The sequence below is a fragment of the Denitromonas halophila genome (assembly GCF_007625155.1).
In the GTDB taxonomy this organism is placed as follows: domain Bacteria; phylum Pseudomonadota; class Gammaproteobacteria; order Burkholderiales; family Rhodocyclaceae; genus Nitrogeniibacter; species Nitrogeniibacter halophilus.
Genome location: NZ_VMNK01000003.1, coordinates 63,528 through 80,519 on the forward strand (window position 1 = coordinate 63,528; position 16,992 = coordinate 80,519).

Sequence of the window (16,992 nt, forward strand, 5' to 3'; positions counted from 1 at the left end):
CAGTGACGCTACTGAATCGTCAGCCTTCCGAACCAGCGCACATCGGGCGCTACATCGCTGCGTTCATGCGGCCCGTAGGGCGGCAACGCGGGGTCGGTTGGCGGCGCGCCGATCAGGTTGAGATCAATGGCCTGGGGCGTGCCAACCAGCCCCTCATCGGTGCGCTGCAGGCGGTAATACACGCCGTTCCAGAGTTTCGCACCGAACTCGTTGGGCAGTTTGTAGAAGAACAACAGCGCATGCTCGAGCCAGGCGAGATCATCGGCGGTGACACTGGCGGGGTTGGCATGCGGATACGGCACGTGGCAGAACACTTCGTCCGGCGCTTCGAGGCACTTGAACTCTTTCATCGACAGGAAAAAGTCGGTGAAACGCGCATGATCCATATGCACGGCCACGCCAATGCGTTCGCCTTGTGGCGTGAATGTAACGGTGCCGATGGGGGTGCGTTGCCCGTCGCGTGCGTGCAGCACGATGTTGCGGGAGCCGCTCAATTCCCAGGCGGAGGCGCTTCCGGCAAACAGTGCGCCGGCGAGCAGCGTTGCGGTGATCCATGGCTTGATCGGGCGCATGTCGACTCCTTGGTGTCGCGCCGCGGCCAACGGCCATGATGCCGATGCTGCCAGACGCGTTGGTCGAGCATCCCCACGCGGCGGCCTGCGGTCAATCGAGATTTTCTGGATTTCTCCGGCGGGCGCCGTCCGGGCGGAGACGCCGTGATCCGGGCCGCGCGGGCACGGGATAAAAAAACCGAGGCGCACGGCCTCGGTTCTTGGCGCTGTCAAAGCGACGATGGCACTCAGAATCAATGCATCTTGGTCGGATTGTGTCGCATCAGGATCTCGGTGACTTCACGCTCCGTCACATCGGGCGTAATGACCTTGACCTGCATCTGCTCTGTGGCCAGGAACACGTTTTCGCGTGGAATGCCGACGGACACCAGATCGTCGAGCACATTTTCCATCGCATCCTTGGAACTGAAGTCGCCGGTTACGGTTTTGGTCATAACGTTCTCCTCGGTCGGTTGAAACGGCGCTACCGACGGCCGGCGGGCATCTGCCCGCGCGACCGTTCAATAACACTGACCGCGGCATGTCGCGAAAATTCCGCCACCGCAACAATGACTTACATGCTGCGACGGTACTGGCCACCCACTTCGTACAGCGTGGTGGTGATCTGGCCCAGCGAGCAGTAACGCACGGCGTCGACCAACACTTCGAAGACGTTGCCGTTATCGATCACGGTCTGGCGCAGCTTGGCGAGCCACTTATCGCACTCGGCCTTGTTGCGACCCTGGAAGTCGGCCAGGCGGGCAAGTTGGCCCTGCTTTTCTTCCTCGGTGGAGCGCGCCAGTTCGATTTCGGGCTGGGCGGAGCCTTTCGGGTTGAGGAAGGTGTTCACGCCGATGATCGGATAGGAGCCGTCATGCTTCTTGTGCTCGTAGTAGAGCGACTCTTCCTGGATCTTGCCGCGCTGGTAGCCGGTTTCCATGGCGCCGAGCACGCCGCCGCGCTCACTGATGGCTTCGAACTCGCGCAGCACCGCTTCTTCGACCAGATCGGTGAGCTCGTCGATGATGAAGGCGCCCTGGTTGGGGTTCTCGTTGTTGGCCAGGCCCCACTCGCGGTTGATGACCAGCTGGATCGCCATGGCACGACGCACGGACTCTTCGGTCGGCGTGGTGATCGCTTCGTCGTAGGCGTTGGTGTGCAGCGAGTTGCAGTTGTCGTAGATGGCGATCAGCGCCTGCAGCGTGGTGCGGATGTCGTTGAAGTCCATTTCCTGCGCGTGCAGCGAGCGGCCGGAAGTCTGGATGTGGTACTTGAGCTTCTGGCTACGCTCGTTGGCGCCGTACTTGTTCTTCATCGCCACGGCCCAGATGCGGCGGGCCACACGGCCGATCACGGTGTATTCCGGGTCCATGCCGTTGCTGAAGAAGAAGCTCAGGTTGGGCGCGAAGTCGTCGATGTGCATGCCGCGCGCGAGGTAGGACTCGACATAGGTGAAGCCGTTCGACAGCGTGAAGGCGAGCTGGCTGATCGGGTTCGCGCCGGCTTCGGCGATGTGATAGCCGGAGATCGACACCGAGTAGAAGTTCTGCACCTTGTGGTGCACGAAGTATTCCTGAATGTCGCCCATCATCTTGAGCGCGAACTCGGTCGAGAAGATGCAGGTGTTCTGGCCCTGGTCTTCTTTCAGGATGTCGGCCTGCACCGTGCCGCGCACGGTCGACAGCGTCCAGGCCTTGATCTTGGCATGCTCGTCTTCGGTCGGATCACGGCCGTTGTCGGCCTTGAACTTGGCGACCTGCTGGTCGAGCGCGGTGTTGAAGTAGAAGGCCAGGATGAAGGGCGCCGGGCCGTTGATGGTCATCGATACCGAGGTGGTCGGCGCGCACAGGTCGAAGCCGTCGTAGAGCACCTTCATGTCGTCGAGCGTGGCGATGCTCACGCCCGAGTTGCCGATCTTGCCGTAGATGTCCGGACGCGGGTCGGGGTCGCAGCCGTACAGCGTGACCGAGTCGAAAGCGGTCGACAGACGGTGGGCCGGCATGCCTTCGGACACACGCTTGAAGCGGCGGTTGGTGCGGAAGGCGTCGCCCTCGCCAGCGAACATGCGGGTGGGGTCCTCGCCCTCGCGCTTGAAGGCGAACACGCCGGCGGTGTAGGGGAAGGAGCCGGGCACGTTTTCCTTCATCAGGAAGCGCAGCGTCTCGCCTTCGTCCTCGAAGTTGGGCAGCGACACCTTACGGATCTTGGTGCCCGACAGCGACTTGCGGGTCAGCTGGGTGCGGATCTCCTTGTCGCGGATCTTCACCACGTACTCGTCTTCGGCGTACAGCGCCTTTTCGGTCGGCCACTGCTCAAGCAGCTTGCGTGCCGTCGGGGTGAGCTCGCCGTCCTTCCAGTTGATCATCTCGTCAAAGTGGGCGGCCGGCTTGCCGCACTGCTCGAACAGCGCCTTGGCCGTGCGCAGCGACTGACGCTCGCGCGCCACGCGCACTTGCTGACCGGTGTGCTTGTGATAGTCACGCACCGACTCGGCGATCTCGGCCAGGTAGCGGATACGCTCGGCCGGCACAATCGCGCGGCCTTTGGAGGACGAGCGCACGCTCACCACCGGCAGCTTGCCCGGCTTGGCCTTGAGGCCGGCTTCGATCATGCTCGGCAGAATCGCCTGATACAGTGCGGTCACGCCGTCATCATTGAAGCGCGCGGCCATGGTGCCGAACACCGGCATCTGCTCGGTCGGCGTGCTGAAGGCTTCGCGGTTGCGCTGGTATTGTTTGCGCACATCGCGCAGCGCGTCGTCAGCACCCTTGCGGTCGAACTTGTTGATGGCGACGAAGTCGGCAAAGTCGAGCATGTCGATCTTCTCGAGCTGGCTGGCCGCGCCGAATTCGGGCGTCATCACATACAGCGACTTGTCCACAAACGGCACGATGGCCGCGTCGCCCTGGCCAATGCCGGAGGTCTCGACCACCACCAGGTCGAAGCCCGCCAGCTTGCACGCGGCGATCACTTCGGGCAGCGCGGCGGAGACTTCAGCGCCAGTGTCGCGAGTGGCCAGCGAGCGCATGAAGATGTTCTCGTGCTCGATGGCGTTCATGCGGATGCGGTCGCCCAGCAGCGCGCCGCCGGTGCGCTTGCGCGAGGGGTCGATGGAGATGACGGCCAGCTTGAGCTTGTCTTCCTGATCGAGGCGGAAGCGACGCACCAGCTCGTCGGTGAGCGAACTCTTGCCCGCGCCGCCGGTGCCGGTAATGCCGAGCGCCGGCACGGTCAGCTTGGCTGCGGCGTCGATCAGCGACTTCTTGGTGGCGGCATCATACGCACCGTTTTCCAGCGCCGTAATGATCTGCGCCAGTGCGCGCAGGTCGCCCGCCTTGAGCTGCTTGAGCATGTCCTTGGCGGCCGGTGCGAGCGGCGCCAGATCGTAGTCGGAGGTCTTGACCACGTCGTTGATCATGCCCTGCAGGCCGATCGTGGCGCCGTCTTCGGGCGAGTAGATGCGGGTCACGCCGTAGTCGTGCAGCTCCTTGATCTCGCTCGGCACGATCACGCCACCGCCGCCGCCGAACACCTTGATGTTCTCGCCGCCGTTGGCCTTGAGCAGGTCGATCATGTACTTGAAGAACTCGACATGGCCGCCCTGATACGAGGTGATGGCGATACCCTGCACATCTTCCTGCAGCGCGGCATTGACGATCTCGCCGACCGAGCGGTTGTGGCCCAGATGGATCACCTCGGCGCCGGAAGATTGCATAATCCGCCGCATGATGTTGATTGAGGCATCATGGCCGTCGAACAGGGACGCGGCGGTCACGAACCGCACTTTGTTCTTGGGCTTGTAGGGCTGCAGCTTCTTGGCGACGCTCAGATCAGTCATGTGTCTCTCCCGGGGTCAGGTTATCTGCTTCATGGTAGAGGTCGGCCGAGCACATTGCCATTGCCCCCGGTGACGCATATCGTGCAAAATCGGCCAACATCCTGCGTCGCTTGTCAGTTACGGCCCACCGGGAGATTCTGATGCCCCGATCTGCAAAGTCCGCCGCCTCACCGGGCACGGCCGGCCGCCCGCGCCGCCCGCGCGCCACGGTCGCGCCCGGCTTCGTCACCGGCATGCTCGCCGGGCTGGAGCGGCTGGGCCGCGACCCCGCGCCCTTGCTGGCCGATGCCGGCATCGATCTGGGCAACCCGACGCTGCGCATCGAGGTCGACCGCTATGCCGCGCTATACAACCGCATCATTGCCGAACTGGGCGACGAGGGCTTTGGCCTGTTCTCGCAACCGGTGCGCCCCGGCAGCTTCGAGTTCCTGTGCCGCAGCATGCTCGGTGCCACCACGCTGGCCGACGCACTGGAGCGCGCGGGCCGCTTTCTGCATCTGGTGCTGCCCGACCTGAATATCACCATTCACCGCCGCGGCGACATGGCGCAGCTGCGCATCGTCGAAACCCGCCCCCTCGGCCCCCGCGACGACCCGGCCCGCGTATTTGCTTTCGAGTGGCTGCTGCGCCTGCTCCACAGCGTCGCCTGCTGGCTGGTGGGGCGCGGGCTGGCGCTGGAGGCGGTGCGCTTTCCCTACGCCCGCCCGGCCCATGCCGACGACTACGCGCTGGTGTATACCGAGCATTCGTCGTTTGAAGCGCCCGACCTCGAAGCCAGCCTGCGCGCCAATCTGCTTGACCTGCCCATCCGCCGCGACGAAGCCGCGCTGGCCGTGTTCCTGGATGGCGCCCCCGGCAAGATCAGCATGCTCTACCGCCGCGACCGCGAGCTGGTGTTCCGGGTGCGCGATCTGCTGCGCGACGCCCTGCCCGCCGCCCTCACCGTGACCGAAGCGGCCGCCAGTCTGCATATGTCGACCCGCACCCTGCACCGCCGGCTCGAAGAAGAAGGCTCGGGCTTTCGCTTGATCAAGGATGCCTTCCGGCGCGACATCGCGCTCTCGCGCCTGACCAAGACCCGCCACAGCATCGCTGACATCGCGGCCGACCTCGGCTACGCCGACACCTCCGCCTTCTACCGCGCCTTTGTCGCCTGGACCGGACAGGCCCCCGATCGTTTTCGCCGTCAGGTACAAGTGCACACGCGCGAGGACGCAGCGCCCTTCCCGCCCGACGCGAGCACGCACTAGAATGGTGCCTCGCCCCGCCGCCCCCGCTCTCTGAGACGCGCTCATGCCTCCGCGCAACCCATTCGCACACCCGGCCCCTGCCACCGGCAACTCGCCCGAGGAGTTGCGCCGCTATGATCTGCTGCTGGCAGGGCTCGATCTGCTCGACCAGGCGATTGCGGTATTCGACGCCACGCCCAAGCTGGTGACCTGGAACAAGGCGATGGTGCGTTTGCTCGACTTCCCCGAATCGCTGGTACGCGTGGGCACGCCCTTCGAAGCCTTTGTGCGCTTCAATGCCGAGCGTGGCGAGTACGGCGAAGGCAACCTGGAAAAGCAGGTCGCCGAGCGCATGGCCTCGGTGCGCGCCTTCGAACCCCACTACGTCGAGCGTGTGCGCCCCAACGGCAAAGTGCTGGCGATTCGCGGCGTGCCGATTCCCAACCTCGGCTTCGTTTCACTGTGGACCGACATCACCGAGCAGCGCCGCTACGAAACCCTGATCCAGCAGCAGAACGTGCTACTCGAAGCCAGAGTGCGCGAACGCACCGCCGAGTTGCTCTCGGCCAAGACCGAGATCGACCACATCGCTCAGGCACTGGGCCGTAGCGAAGCGCGCCTGTTGATGATCATCGACTCCATCCCCGCCTTGATCGCCTATGTGGATGTGAATCGCAAGTACCAGTTCGCCAACAAGGGCTACGCCGAATGGTTCGGTCTGACCAAGGAGAGCATCGTCGGCCGCTCGATTGAAGCGGTATTCGGCGAAGAGGCCTATGCCGGCATCACCGACTACCTCGACACCGCCACCCGCGGCGAACGCGTCTCCTACGAATACGCGCGCAAGGCCGACAAGGGCCGTACCGTCTATGCACGCAGCGTGGTGGTGCCGGAGTTCGACAGCGACCAAAAAGTGGTCGGCTTTTTCGTGCTCTCCATCGACATCACCGAGCAGCGCGCCAGTGAAGCCGCCCTTGTGCAGGCGCAGAAAATGGAAGCGGTCGGCCAGCTCACCGGCGGCCTGGCGCACGACTTCAACAACCTGCTGACCATCGTCATGGGCAACCTCGAAGCCGCCAAGGAGCGCTGCGACCCGGCGCTGGCCGCCGACTACCTCAACCCCGCACTGCATGCCGCCCAACGCGGCGCCGAGCTGATCCGCCGCCTGCTGACCTTCTCGCGCCGCCAGACCCTGGAGCCCAGCGCCGTTGAGGTCGGCCAGCTGGTGCGCGACATGACACAGCTGCTCAGCCGCTCGCTGACCGAATCGGTGCGCATCCAGACCCATCTGCCCGACGTGCCACTGTATGCCATGGCCGACCCGCATCAGCTCGAAAGCGCACTGCTCAACCTCGCCATCAACGCCCGCGACGCCATGCCCGGCGGCGGCGAGCTGAGCATCCGGGTGCATGAACGGCACATCCCCTCCAGCCTCGCCATGCTGATCGAGCTGCCGGTGGGCGACTATGTGCAGATCGAGGTCTCTGACACCGGCACCGGCATCGCCCCCGAGCTGCTGCCGCGCGTCTTCGAGCCCTTCGTCACCACCAAGCCCTTTGGCCGAGGATCCGGGCTCGGACTGTCGATGGTATATGGCTTCGTGCGGCAGTCCGGCGGCAATATCCGGGTGCGCAGCACCATCGGAAAAGGCTCGTCCGTCACCTTCGTCCTCCCGCGCACCGACCCGCCTGCGCCGGTCGCCGACGAGGCACGCGAAAAATCGCACGACACCGACGCGCCGCGCCCGCCCGTACTGCTGGTCGAAGACGAACCCGAAGTGCGCAAGATCATCCGCATGCAGCTCACCGAGCTAGGCTACCCTGTGCTTGAAACCGACAACGGCGCCGCCGCCCAGGACATGGTTCGGCAGATTCCCGACATCGGCCTGCTGATCTCCGACACCGTCATGCCCGGCGCCATTGGCGGCAAGGAGCTGGTGCAGTTCGCCCGCGAAATTCGCCCCGACCTGCCCGTCCTGCTGATCACCGGCTACGCCAGTGGCAATGCCATCCATGAGGTGCAGGAGCTCGACGTCCCCGTGCTGCGCAAGCCCTTCGACCGCAAGCTACTCGAGCGCACCCTGGCTCAACTTCTTCAGGACTCCGACGCATGACCACAGACGCGACCCACCCCCGCATCCTGGTGCTCGAAGACGAGGTCGACATTGCCCGCCTCATCTGCAACGGTCTCGACGGCTACGGCTTCCGCTGCGAACACCATCAGACCGGGCGGCGCTTTCTGCAAATGGCTAAACAGACCCCGCCGGACCTGGCCATTGTCGATCTCGGCCTGCCCGACATGGACGGCATGCAGGTCATCCGCGAACTGCAGGAGCACTCGCCCTGCGCCGTGCTGATCCTCACCGGCCGCAATGACGTCACCGACCGCGTGCTCGGCCTAGAGCTGGGCGCCGACGACTACCTCGTCAAACCCTTCGAACCGCGTGAACTGGTCGCCCGCGTGCGCTCCATATTGCGCCGCTACCTGCGCAGCGCCGAGTCCAATGACGCCCCCGCCTCGCCCGGCACCGCGGTGTTCTCCGGCTGGCGTTTCGACCTCGGCCGCCACATGCTGATCACCCCCGACGGCCGTGAAGTGTCGGTCTCGGCCACTGAAGCCAGCATGCTCAGCGCGCTGCTCCGGAGCCCCAACCGCATCCTGACACGCGAGCAACTCATCGGCGAACGCGACATCGACCCCTTTGACCGCAGCGTCGACGTGCGCATCTCCCGTCTGCGCCGCAAACTTGAAGACGACCCGCAAAACCCCGCGCTGATCAAGACCGTGTATGGCGCCGGCTACCTGTTTTGCAGCAGTGTCAGCTGGGAATGAGCGGCTGCAACGCACTCGTGCCAACGCCGCAACACAGCCCACGGCGAACCATCGAGCGGCCCACGCCGTGGATCCGTACCGCCCTCTCGACAAGGTCTGAACTTCTATCCATAATTATGGATTATTAATCCACGGAGACTCCCATGACGCAACGCCCCTTCAAGGTCCTCGGCATCCAGCAAATCGCCATCGGCGGCCCGAGCAAAGACCGCCTGAAAACCTTGTGGGTCGACATGCTCGGCCTCGAAGTCACCGGCAATTTCGTCTCCGAGCGCGAGAATGTGGACGAAGACATCTGCGCCATCGGTAGCGGCCCGTTCAAGGTCGAGGTCGACCTCATGCAACCGCTCGACGCCGACAAGAAGCCGGCGGTGCACGCCACCCCGCTCAATCACATCGGTCTGTGGATCGACGACCTGCCCACCGCCGTCGAGTGGCTCTCATCCCAGGGCGTGCGCTTTGCGCCGGGTGGCATCCGCAAGGGCGCGGCGGGCTTCGACATCACCTTCATGCACCCTAAGGCCAACGACGAATTCCCCATCGCCGGCGAAGGCGTGCTGATCGAACTGGTGCAGGCGCCGCCCGAGGTGGTGGCGGCCTTCGCCAGGCTGGCGGGCTGACCCCCGACATCAAAAAGGGCGCCAAACGGCGCCCTTCTTACGAATCGGCGCTGGCCCCAAGGCATCAACCCCGCCCGTCTCTTGTTGGTATGCGCCCTCAGTCGGCAACGAAAAGCTTCGCCCCAGTGGCGGCGGACGAGCGGTGCGGTTCGGCGTTGTCGGCAACCTGATAACTCATGCCCGGACGCAAAACAAAACGCCGGCCATCTTCAAGCTCGGTGTGCAACTCCCCTTCGAGGCACAGAAGAATGTGGCCTTTCGAACACCAGTGATCCGCCAGATAGCCCGGCGAATACTCGACCATGCGTATGCGAAGATCGCCGAAGTGGCATGTCCGCCAATAAGCCACGCCATTCACGCCCGCATGGGTTGTGACAGGAATGCTTGACCAGTCGGTCGTCCCGAAGGGGATGTGATGGATGTCCATGGTGCGTCACCCCGATTACAACGTACGCGTCGAGAAGGTATCGCAGCTTTTCAGATCCCCACTGCCCAAGCCCTGCTTGAACCACCGCACTCGCTGCGCCGATGAGCCATGGGTGAAGCTGTCCGGCACCGCATAACCCTGTGCCTGTTTTTGCAGACGGTCATCACCGATCGCGGCGGCTGCACCGAGCGCCTCTTCGATATCGCCCGCTTCGAGCACCTGCCGGGCACGGTCGGCGTGATGCGCCCACACGCCGGAGAAGCAATCGGCCTGCAATTCGAGCCGCACTGACAGCTGGTTACCTTCGGCTTCGCTCAGCCGCTGGCGCGCTTCCTGCACCTTGCCGGAGATGCCCAGCAGGTTCTGCACATGGTGGCCCACCTCGTGGGCGATCACATAGGCTTGGGCAAAGTCGCCGGGCGCGCGGAAGCGGGTGCGCAGCTCGTCATAGAAGGCCAGATCGATATACACCTTCTGGTCACCCGGGCAGTAGAACGGCCCCATCGCGGCCTGGCCCATGCCGCAGGCGGTGCGTGTGGCACCGGTGAACAACACCAGCTTGGGCTCCACATAGCGGCCACCGCCCTGCTGAAAGATGGTCTGCCAGGTGGTTTCGGTATCGGCCAGTACCATGGACACGAAGCGCGCCTCGGCATCATTGGCGGGCGGCGCTCCGGCGGGCGCTTCCCCCGAAACACCGCCACCGGTAAGGCCAGAATTGAGCACCACGCTCGGGTCGACCCCAAAGTACATGGCCACCAGCGCGAGCACGATGGTGCCGACGCCTATCTTGCCACGGCCTATCCGCATGCCACTGCGCCCACCGCGGGCGCCTCGGCGGTCTTCCACGTTGTCACTTTGTCGTCCATTGTCGAAGCGCATGGCTCACCTCTTGCCGCTCTCGGCGTGCTGATTATCGGAGTCGATTGTTGCACACCCCGGCACGCTTGCCGGCGCAAAGCGGCCGGGCGGCGCCACGTGTTGCATCAATTGACGAAAAAGCCCGCCACAAGGGGCGGGCTTATGTCGCACATGGCCTGACACTCAGGTCTGTGCGGCGTCGATACGCTCGTCGCGGATCGCTTCGTACTCGTCTTCGAAGAAGAATTTCTCTTCGCCAAAGGCGGGCTCCAGATGATGGAGCCAGGTCGCGTCCGGGTTGTACTTGGCAAAGAACGGGCGCTGGATCCAGTCCGGATTGCGGCCCTGAATGAAGCGCAGCACGAACACTTTTTCACCCTTGATTTCGGTCACGCCTTGCACCTCGACCTTGCCGGGACTGGCCGACATCGACGGGCCGCGCGCGGTACGGGCGAGGCCGGAGACCTGCTGCATGGCTTCGCGGTAGATTTCCCACGCACGCTCAAGCGGCACCTCGAAGTAGCCACGGGCGCCAGTGTCGCGCTCGACAAACATGTAATACGGGATGATGCCGAGCTTGACCTGCATCTTCCACATCTTGGCCCACACGTCCGGGTCGTCGTTGATATGGGCGATCAGTGGGCCCTGGGCGCGAATCACTGCACCGGTGCTGCGAATGGCACGAATCGCGGCACGCGCGGCGTCGGTGTCCATCTCTTTCCAGTGGTTGTAATGCCCCATCACCGCCACATGCTTGCCGGCGCGCACCATGCGGGTGAGCAGGTCGATCAGTTCGCCGGCGTCCTCAGCACCGAGAAAGCGATGCGGCCAGAAGGTCAGCGCCTTGGTGCCGATGCGGATCGTCTGAATATGATCGAACTCGGGTTCGAGCAGCGGCTCGAGGTAAGCGGCCAGGTGCTTGGTCTTCATCACCATCGGGTCGCCGCCGGTGAACAGCAGGTCAGTGACCTCGGTGTGCGCCTTGAGGTAGTCGTGCAGCGTGCTGGCCTCGGATGCCGCGATGCGCAACTCCTTGTCGCCGACGAACTGTGCCCAGCGGAAACAGAAGGTGCAATAGGCATGGCAGGTCTGCCCCTGGCTGGGGAAGAACAGCACGGTTTCGCGGTATTTGTGCTGCATGCCGTCGAGGCGGTTGCCCTCGTCGTCGAGCGGCATGTTCATTTCCATCTGGTCGGCCGGGTGCGGGTTGAGCGCCTGGCGCACCTCGTTCACCGCCGCGGCCAGGGTGGCCTTGTCGGCACCGTCCTGAATCAGCTTGGCGATGGTGTCGTAATGCTCGGCCGAGAGCATGCCGCGCTGCGGGAAGGTGAGCTGGAACATCGGGTCGGCCGGGACGTTGTCCCAGTCGATCAGCTCATCGATCACGTACTGGTTCACCCGGAAAGGCAGGACCGAGGACACCACTTTCATCTCGAAGCGCATCGCCTCGGACAGCTTCTGCAAGGGTTCGATCTTGTCCAGATCGCGCTGCGTATACACCTTGAAGGGCACCATTTCGTAACCTCCGTCCACAGCATGCAAGGGCCACTGATTGATGATGGTTTCGGCTTGTTGCGGCATAGATGGTCTCCTTTCTTTTCCCCGCCGTCCAATTGACAGACACACGGCGGGGGACTGGCACGATGGCGTACCAAGGCTTTGGGCCAATTCATTGGAGGCAGCAGACTTACTCGGGTTGGGGCGCACAGGGACGGCGCCGACCGCTGCCATCAGGACGCGCTGCAGAGGGGTCACTGCGCGCTATCGATCCTGGTAAGGGTTAAACGTTAACGACCGAATACTATTGCACAAAACATTTCAAAGCAAATCGAGCCCGCTCAACCGCCGCTTTCGTAGTTGGTTGACCGCATCGTGCATCACCCGGTTCCGCACCCAGCCACGGTCAAAAAAAAGGGGCTCACTTACGTGAGCCCCGATGCGCCGACAGGCACTCGCTATCTTGCGTAGCAAGTCTCCCTCCCTATCGATCAGCGAAACCGTCTTATTCGAACTCGATGATGATTTCGTCCACCGTCAGGCTGGCGCCCGGATGGGCGACCACTTTCTTCACCACGCAGTCCTGTTCGGCCTTGAGGACGTTTTCCATCTTCATGGCTTCGATCACTGCCAGCTTTTCGCCGGCCTTGACCTCCTGCCCCGGCTGAACCGCCACTTCACGCAGCAGCCCCGGCATGGGCGACAGCAGATACTTCGACAGATCAGGCGGCAGTTTCTCGGGCATGCGCTCGAGCAGGCTGGCGGCAACCTCGGTCATCACCATCGGCTGCACCTGCAGGCCAAAATGGCTGATGTGGTAGCACAGGCCACGACGCTCGATCTGCAGGCAGATCGGGGTGCCATTGACCGTCCCCTTGAACAGCAGGTCGCGGAAAGTCCAGTCGGAGACGATGTCGTAAACCTTGTCGCCCTGACGAATCCGCATACCACCGTCGATGGCCTCAACCGACACCGGATAGCGGCCACCCGCCATCAACACCACCAGATCCTTTTTGACGCTGCGTCCGTGCCCGGCCATCTGACCGGAAATCTGCACCGCGCGCTCGATGTAACGCATGCGGGCAAAGGTGGCAACAGAGGCCAGCAGCGCCGGGTCATCATGCGGCACCATCGACGCGTCGAAACCGTCGGGATACTCCTCGACCATGAAGCCCGTGTTGAAGTTGCCCGAGCAAAAGCGCGGATGCTGCAGCAAGGCGGCCTGGAACGGGATGTTTGAGCTGATGCCGCGAATGACGAATTCGTTGAGCGCGTCGCGCATCTTCTGGATCGCGTCGTCGCGGTCTTTGCCGTGCACGATCAGCTTGGCAATCATCGAGTCGTAGAACATCGAGATCTCGCCGCCGTCGTACACGCCGGTGTCGACACGCACGTCCTCGCGCTCAGCCGGCGGATCGAACCTGACCAGACGGCCCGTTGAGGGCAGGAAGCCGCGGAACGGGTCTTCGGCGTTGATGCGGCACTCCATCGACCAGCCATCGAGCTTGACGTCGGCCTGGCTGAACGACAGCTTTTCGCCATAGGCGACGCGAATCATCTGCTCGACCAGATCGACGCCGGTGATGTACTCGGTGACCGGGTGCTCAACCTGCAGGCGGGTGTTCATCTCGAGGAAGTAGAAGCTCTTGTCGGCGCCGACCACGAACTCGACCGTACCGGCCGATTCGTAATTCACCGCGCGCGCCAGCGCCACGGCCTGCTCGCCCATGGCTTTGCGCATGGCCGGATCGACGAAGGGCGACGGCGCCTCTTCGATCACTTTCTGGTGACGGCGCTGAATCGAGCAGTCGCGCTCGTTCAGGTACACATAGTTGCCATGCGAGTCGCCCAGCAACTGGATCTCGATATGGCGCGGCTCAAGCACGTATTTTTCGATGAACACGCGGTCATCGCCAAAGGCGTTCTTGGCTTCGCTGACGCAGGACGAGAAGCCTTCGTGCGCTTCCTTGTCATTGAAGGCCACGCGCAAGCCCTTGCCACCACCGCCGGCCGAGGCCTTGATCATCACCGGATAGCCGATGCCCTGAGCGATCTTGACCGCCTCGTCCGGGCCGGAAATGGCTTCGTTGTGGCCGGGAATGGTGTTGACCTTGGCATCGAGCGCCAGCTTTTTCGACTCGATCTTGTCGCCCATCTTGGCGATCGAGTAGTGCTTGGGGCCAATGAACTTGATGCCCTCCTCTTCCAGCCGGCGCGAGAAGTCCGCGTTCTCGGACAGAAAGCCGTAGCCCGGATGCACCGCTTCGGCACCAGTCTGCTTGCACGCAGCGATGATCTTGTCGGCCATCAGATAAGACTGTGCCGAGGCCGCCGGGCCGATGCACACGGCCTCGTCGGCCAGCGCCACAAACAGGGCGCGCTTGTCGGCCTCGGAGTACACCGCGACCGTCTTGATGCCCATCTTCTGGGCGGTTTTGATCACACGGCAGGCGATTTCACCGCGGTTCGCGATCAGAATCTTCTTGAACATAGTTTGTGTCCTCCCGGGCTTAGAGCGGAATGTTGCCGTGCTTGCGCCACGGGTTCTGGAGTTCTTTGTCCTTGAGCATGGCCAGCGAACGGCACACGCGCTTGCGGGTTTCGTGCGGCATGATCACGTCGTCGATAAAGCCACGCGCGCCGGCCACGAAGGGGTTGGCGAACTTGGCCTTGTACTCGGCCTCGCGCTCGGCGATCTTTTCCGGGTTGTTCTTTTCTTCGCGGAAGATGATCTCCACTGCGCCTTTCGGTCCCATCACCGCGATCTCGGCCGTCGGCCAGGCGAGGTTCACGTCGCCACGCAGGTGCTTGGAACTCATCACGTCATAGGCGCCGCCGTAGGCCTTGCGGGTGATCACGGTGACCTTGGGTACGGTGCACTCGGCATAGGCGTAGAGCAGCTTGGCACCGTGCTTGATGATGCCGCCGTATTCCTGCGCGGTGCCCGGCATGAAGCCCGGCACGTCGACCAGCGTCACCACCGGAATGTTGAACGCGTCGCAGAAGCGCACGAAGCGCGCCGCCTTGATCGAGCTCTTGATGTCGAGGCAACCGGCCAGCACCAGCGGCTGGTTGGCGACGATGCCCACGGGCGAACCTTCCATGCGGCCAAAGCCGATGATGATGTTCTTGGCGTAGTCGGGCTGCAATTCGAAGAAATCGCTGTCATCGACCATCTTGATGATCAGCTCTTTCATGTCGTAGGGCTGATTGGTGTTGTCAGGCACCAGGGTGTCGAGCGACATGTCGAGGCGATCGGCCGGATCGATGCACGGCAGCATCGGCGGTTTCTCGCGGTTGCTGCCGGGGATGAAGCTCATCATGCGGCGGATCACCATCAGCGCTTCGACGTCGTTCTCAAAGGCCAGATCGGCCACGCCCGACTTGCTGCTGTGGGTCATCGCACCACCGAGCTCTTCGGCGGTCACGTCTTCATGGGTGACGGTCTTGACCACTTCCGGACCGGTCACGAACATGTAGGACGAATCCTTGACCATGAAGATGAAGTCCGTCATGGCCGGGCTATACACCGCGCCACCGGCGCAGGGGCCCATGATCAGCGAGATCTGCGGCACCACGCCCGAGGCCATCACGTTGCGCTGGAACACGTCGGCGTAACCGCCGAGCGAGGCCACGCCTTCCTGAATGCGGGCGCCACCCGAGTCGTTGAGGCCGATCACCGGCGCGCCGACCTTCATGGCCTGGTCCATGACCTTGCAGATCTTCTCGGCGTGGGTCTCGGACAGCGAGCCGCCCAGCACAGTGAAGTCTTGCGAGAACACGAACACCAGACGGCCGTTGATCGTGCCGTAGCCGATCACCACGCCGTCGCCCGGCACCTTTTCGGACGCCATGCCGAAGTCGGTGCAGCGGTGCTCCTTGAACATGTCCCACTCTTCGAAGCTGCCATCGTCGAGCAGCAGCTCGATACGCTCGCGCGCGGTCAGCTTGCCCTTGGTGTGCTGCGAGTCGATGCGCTTCTGGCCACCGCCGAGGCGGGCCTTCTCGCGCTTCTCCTCCAACTGTCGGATGATTTCATGCATATCTCAGGTCTCCGGAAAGGCACTTCTTTGCATGCGACGACCCGGCTGTTACCGGGTCCGCCGCCTAGTGTTCACTCAAATGGTTCAACAGGGTGTGCGCCGCCGCGGCCGGGGTGGTTTCTCCCTGCGCCACGGCCGCCTGCAAGGCCGCCAGTTCAGCCCGGACCTGCGGGTGTTCGCGAAAGCGCTGGCGCAAGCCGCTGTCGATCAACTCCCACATCCAGGCCTGCGCCTGCGTCCGCCGCTTTGCATCAAATTCGCCACTGCCGCGCATGGTGTCGCGATAGCGCATGATCTCGTCCCAGAACTGCGCCACGCCATCCTTCTTCAGCGCCGACAGCGTCAGCACCGGCGGCACCCAGTTGGGCGAGCTGTGCCGCAGCATGCCCAAAGCCGTCTTGATCTGGCTCTTGGCCACCGCCGCCTGGCGCGGGTCGATATCGGCCTTGTTGATGACGATCAGGTCGGCCAGTTCCATGATCCCTTTCTTGATCGCCTGCAGATCGTCGCCCGCATTGGGCAACTGCAGCAGGCAGAAAATGTCGGTCATCCCGGCCACCGCGGTTTCGCTCTGGCCCACGCCGACCGTCTCGACAATCACCACATCAAAACCGGCGGCCTCACACACCAGCAGCGTCTCGCGCGTCTTGCCGGCCACGCCGCCCAGACTGCCCGCCGACGGGCTGGGCCGGATGAAGGCTTCGGTGCGCTGCGACAGCAACTCCATGCGCGTCTTGTCGCCCAGAATGCTGCCGCCGGTCACCGAAGAGGACGGATCCACCGCCAGCACCGCGACCTTCAAGCCCTTCTCGATCAACAACAAACCCAATGCTTCGATGAAGGTGGACTTGCCCACCCCCGGCACGCCGGAGATGCCCACCCGCATGGCGCCGCCAGTGTGCGGCAGCAAGGCTTCAAGCACACGGCGTGCACGCGCGCGGTGATCGGGTCGCTGGGACTCGATCAGCGTGATGGTCTTGGCCAGTGGGCGCAGTTGTCGCCCGACCACACCATCGACCAGGTGCTGGTCAGAGATGTCGAGATCGGCAGGCATCTGGGGAATATTCATCGTTCAACGGTCAGCGGGGCGGGGC

13 protein-coding genes are annotated in these 16,992 nt (G+C 63.4%); 4 read left to right on the top strand and 9 right to left on the bottom strand.

Annotation, left to right across the window (positions count from 1 at the left end; translation table 11 throughout):
- Window positions 1–8: 8 nt before the first annotated feature.
- From FHP91_RS02345 to icmF, 3 genes are all read right to left on the bottom strand, one after another.
- Window positions 9–572 (bottom strand): hypothetical protein, encoded by a 564-nt coding sequence (locus tag FHP91_RS02345; RefSeq protein WP_144308070.1) that lies wholly within the window; start codon window positions 570–572, stop codon window positions 9–11.
- A 233-nt stretch (window positions 573–805) separates the two neighbouring features.
- Entirely contained in the window at window positions 806–1,006 is a 201-nt protein-coding gene (locus tag FHP91_RS02350) for a hypothetical protein (protein WP_144308071.1), read from the bottom strand.
- Between the two features lie 119 nt (window positions 1,007–1,125).
- Window positions 1,126–4,389 (bottom strand): fused isobutyryl-CoA mutase/GTPase IcmF, encoded by a 3,264-nt coding sequence (icmF, locus tag FHP91_RS02355; protein ID WP_144308072.1) that lies wholly within the window; start codon window positions 4,387–4,389, stop codon window positions 1,126–1,128.
- A gap of 140 nt (window positions 4,390–4,529) precedes the next feature.
- Between icmF and FHP91_RS02360 the strand changes: the two genes are divergently transcribed.
- The 4 genes from FHP91_RS02360 (at window position 4,530) to FHP91_RS02375 (ending at window position 9,070) form a co-directional block, all read left to right on the top strand.
- Window positions 4,530–5,639, top strand: a complete 1,110-nt coding sequence (locus tag FHP91_RS02360; protein WP_144308073.1) for an AraC family transcriptional regulator — start codon at window positions 4,530–4,532, stop codon at window positions 5,637–5,639.
- 43 nt (window positions 5,640–5,682) lie between these two features.
- Window positions 5,683–7,731 carry a PAS-domain containing protein gene (locus tag FHP91_RS02365; RefSeq protein ID WP_144308074.1) on the top strand — a complete coding sequence of 683 codons (2,049 nt, stop codon included), beginning with the start codon at window positions 5,683–5,685 and terminating at the stop codon, window positions 7,729–7,731.
- Window positions 7,728–8,450, top strand: coding sequence for a response regulator transcription factor (locus FHP91_RS02370; RefSeq protein WP_144308075.1), 723 nt, complete (start codon window positions 7,728–7,730; stop codon window positions 8,448–8,450). Before FHP91_RS02365 ends, FHP91_RS02370 begins: the two co-directional genes overlap by 4 nt.
- 143 nt (window positions 8,451–8,593) lie before the next feature.
- Window positions 8,594–9,070 carry a VOC family protein gene (locus FHP91_RS02375; RefSeq protein ID WP_144308076.1) on the top strand — a complete coding sequence of 159 codons (477 nt, stop codon included), beginning with the start codon at window positions 8,594–8,596 and terminating at the stop codon, window positions 9,068–9,070.
- A 97-nt stretch (window positions 9,071–9,167) separates the two neighbouring features.
- On the opposite strand, the gene FHP91_RS02380 is transcribed toward FHP91_RS02375, so the two are convergent.
- The 6 genes from FHP91_RS02380 to meaB form a co-directional block, all read right to left on the bottom strand.
- Window positions 9,168–9,497, bottom strand: coding sequence for a DHCW motif cupin fold protein (locus FHP91_RS02380; protein WP_144308077.1), 330 nt, complete (start codon window positions 9,495–9,497; stop codon window positions 9,168–9,170).
- A 15-nt stretch (window positions 9,498–9,512) separates the two neighbouring features.
- Window positions 9,513–10,379 carry a KPN_02809 family neutral zinc metallopeptidase gene (ypfJ, locus tag FHP91_RS02385; RefSeq protein WP_144308078.1) on the bottom strand — a complete coding sequence of 289 codons (867 nt, stop codon included), beginning with the start codon at window positions 10,377–10,379 and terminating at the stop codon, window positions 9,513–9,515.
- A 162-nt stretch (window positions 10,380–10,541) separates the two neighbouring features.
- Window positions 10,542–11,873 carry a KamA family radical SAM protein gene (locus tag FHP91_RS02390; RefSeq protein WP_186301449.1) on the bottom strand — a complete coding sequence of 444 codons (1,332 nt, stop codon included), beginning with the start codon at window positions 11,871–11,873 and terminating at the stop codon, window positions 10,542–10,544.
- A gap of 487 nt (window positions 11,874–12,360) precedes the next feature.
- Window positions 12,361–14,346 (bottom strand): acetyl-CoA carboxylase biotin carboxylase subunit, encoded by a 1,986-nt coding sequence (accC, locus tag FHP91_RS02395; RefSeq protein WP_144308080.1) that lies wholly within the window; start codon window positions 14,344–14,346, stop codon window positions 12,361–12,363.
- 19 nt (window positions 14,347–14,365) lie between these two features.
- Window positions 14,366–15,898 (bottom strand): acyl-CoA carboxylase subunit beta, encoded by a 1,533-nt coding sequence (locus tag FHP91_RS02400; protein WP_144308081.1) that lies wholly within the window; start codon window positions 15,896–15,898, stop codon window positions 14,366–14,368.
- Window positions 15,899–15,962: 64 nt separating this feature from the next.
- On the bottom strand, window positions 15,963–16,967 hold the full coding sequence (gene meaB / locus FHP91_RS02405; RefSeq protein WP_391527555.1) for a methylmalonyl Co-A mutase-associated GTPase MeaB: 1,005 nt from the start codon (window positions 16,965–16,967) through the stop codon (window positions 15,963–15,965).
- Window positions 16,968–16,992 lie beyond the last annotated feature (25 nt).

Bases quoted from the DNA above. Each gene is read 5' to 3' on its own strand.
- FHP91_RS02345 (WP_144308070.1), bottom strand. From the start codon at position 572: ATGCGCCCGATCAAGCCATGGATCACCGCAACGCTGCTCGCCGGCGCA.
- FHP91_RS02350 (WP_144308071.1), bottom strand. From the start codon at position 1,006: ATGACCAAAACCGTAACCGGCGACTTCAGTTCCAAGGATGCGATGGAA.
- icmF (WP_144308072.1), bottom strand. From the start codon at position 4,389: ATGACTGATCTGAGCGTCGCCAAGAAGCTGCAGCCCTACAAGCCCAAG.
- FHP91_RS02360 (WP_144308073.1), top strand. From the start codon at position 4,530: ATGCCCCGATCTGCAAAGTCCGCCGCCTCACCGGGCACGGCCGGCCGC.
- FHP91_RS02365 (WP_144308074.1), top strand. From the start codon at position 5,683: ATGCCTCCGCGCAACCCATTCGCACACCCGGCCCCTGCCACCGGCAAC.
- FHP91_RS02370 (WP_144308075.1), top strand. From the start codon at position 7,728: ATGACCACAGACGCGACCCACCCCCGCATCCTGGTGCTCGAAGACGAG.
- FHP91_RS02375 (WP_144308076.1), top strand. From the start codon at position 8,594: ATGACGCAACGCCCCTTCAAGGTCCTCGGCATCCAGCAAATCGCCATC.
- FHP91_RS02380 (WP_144308077.1), bottom strand. From the start codon at position 9,497: ATGGACATCCATCACATCCCCTTCGGGACGACCGACTGGTCAAGCATT.
- ypfJ (WP_144308078.1), bottom strand. From the start codon at position 10,379: ATGCGCTTCGACAATGGACGACAAAGTGACAACGTGGAAGACCGCCGA.
- FHP91_RS02390 (WP_186301449.1), bottom strand. From the start codon at position 11,873: ATGGTGCCCTTCAAGGTGTATACGCAGCGCGATCTGGACAAGATCGAA.
- accC (WP_144308080.1), bottom strand. From the start codon at position 14,346: ATGTTCAAGAAGATTCTGATCGCGAACCGCGGTGAAATCGCCTGCCGT.
- FHP91_RS02400 (WP_144308081.1), bottom strand. From the start codon at position 15,898: ATGCATGAAATCATCCGACAGTTGGAGGAGAAGCGCGAGAAGGCCCGC.
- meaB (WP_391527555.1), bottom strand. From the start codon at position 16,967: ATGAATATTCCCCAGATGCCTGCCGATCTCGACATCTCTGACCAGCAC.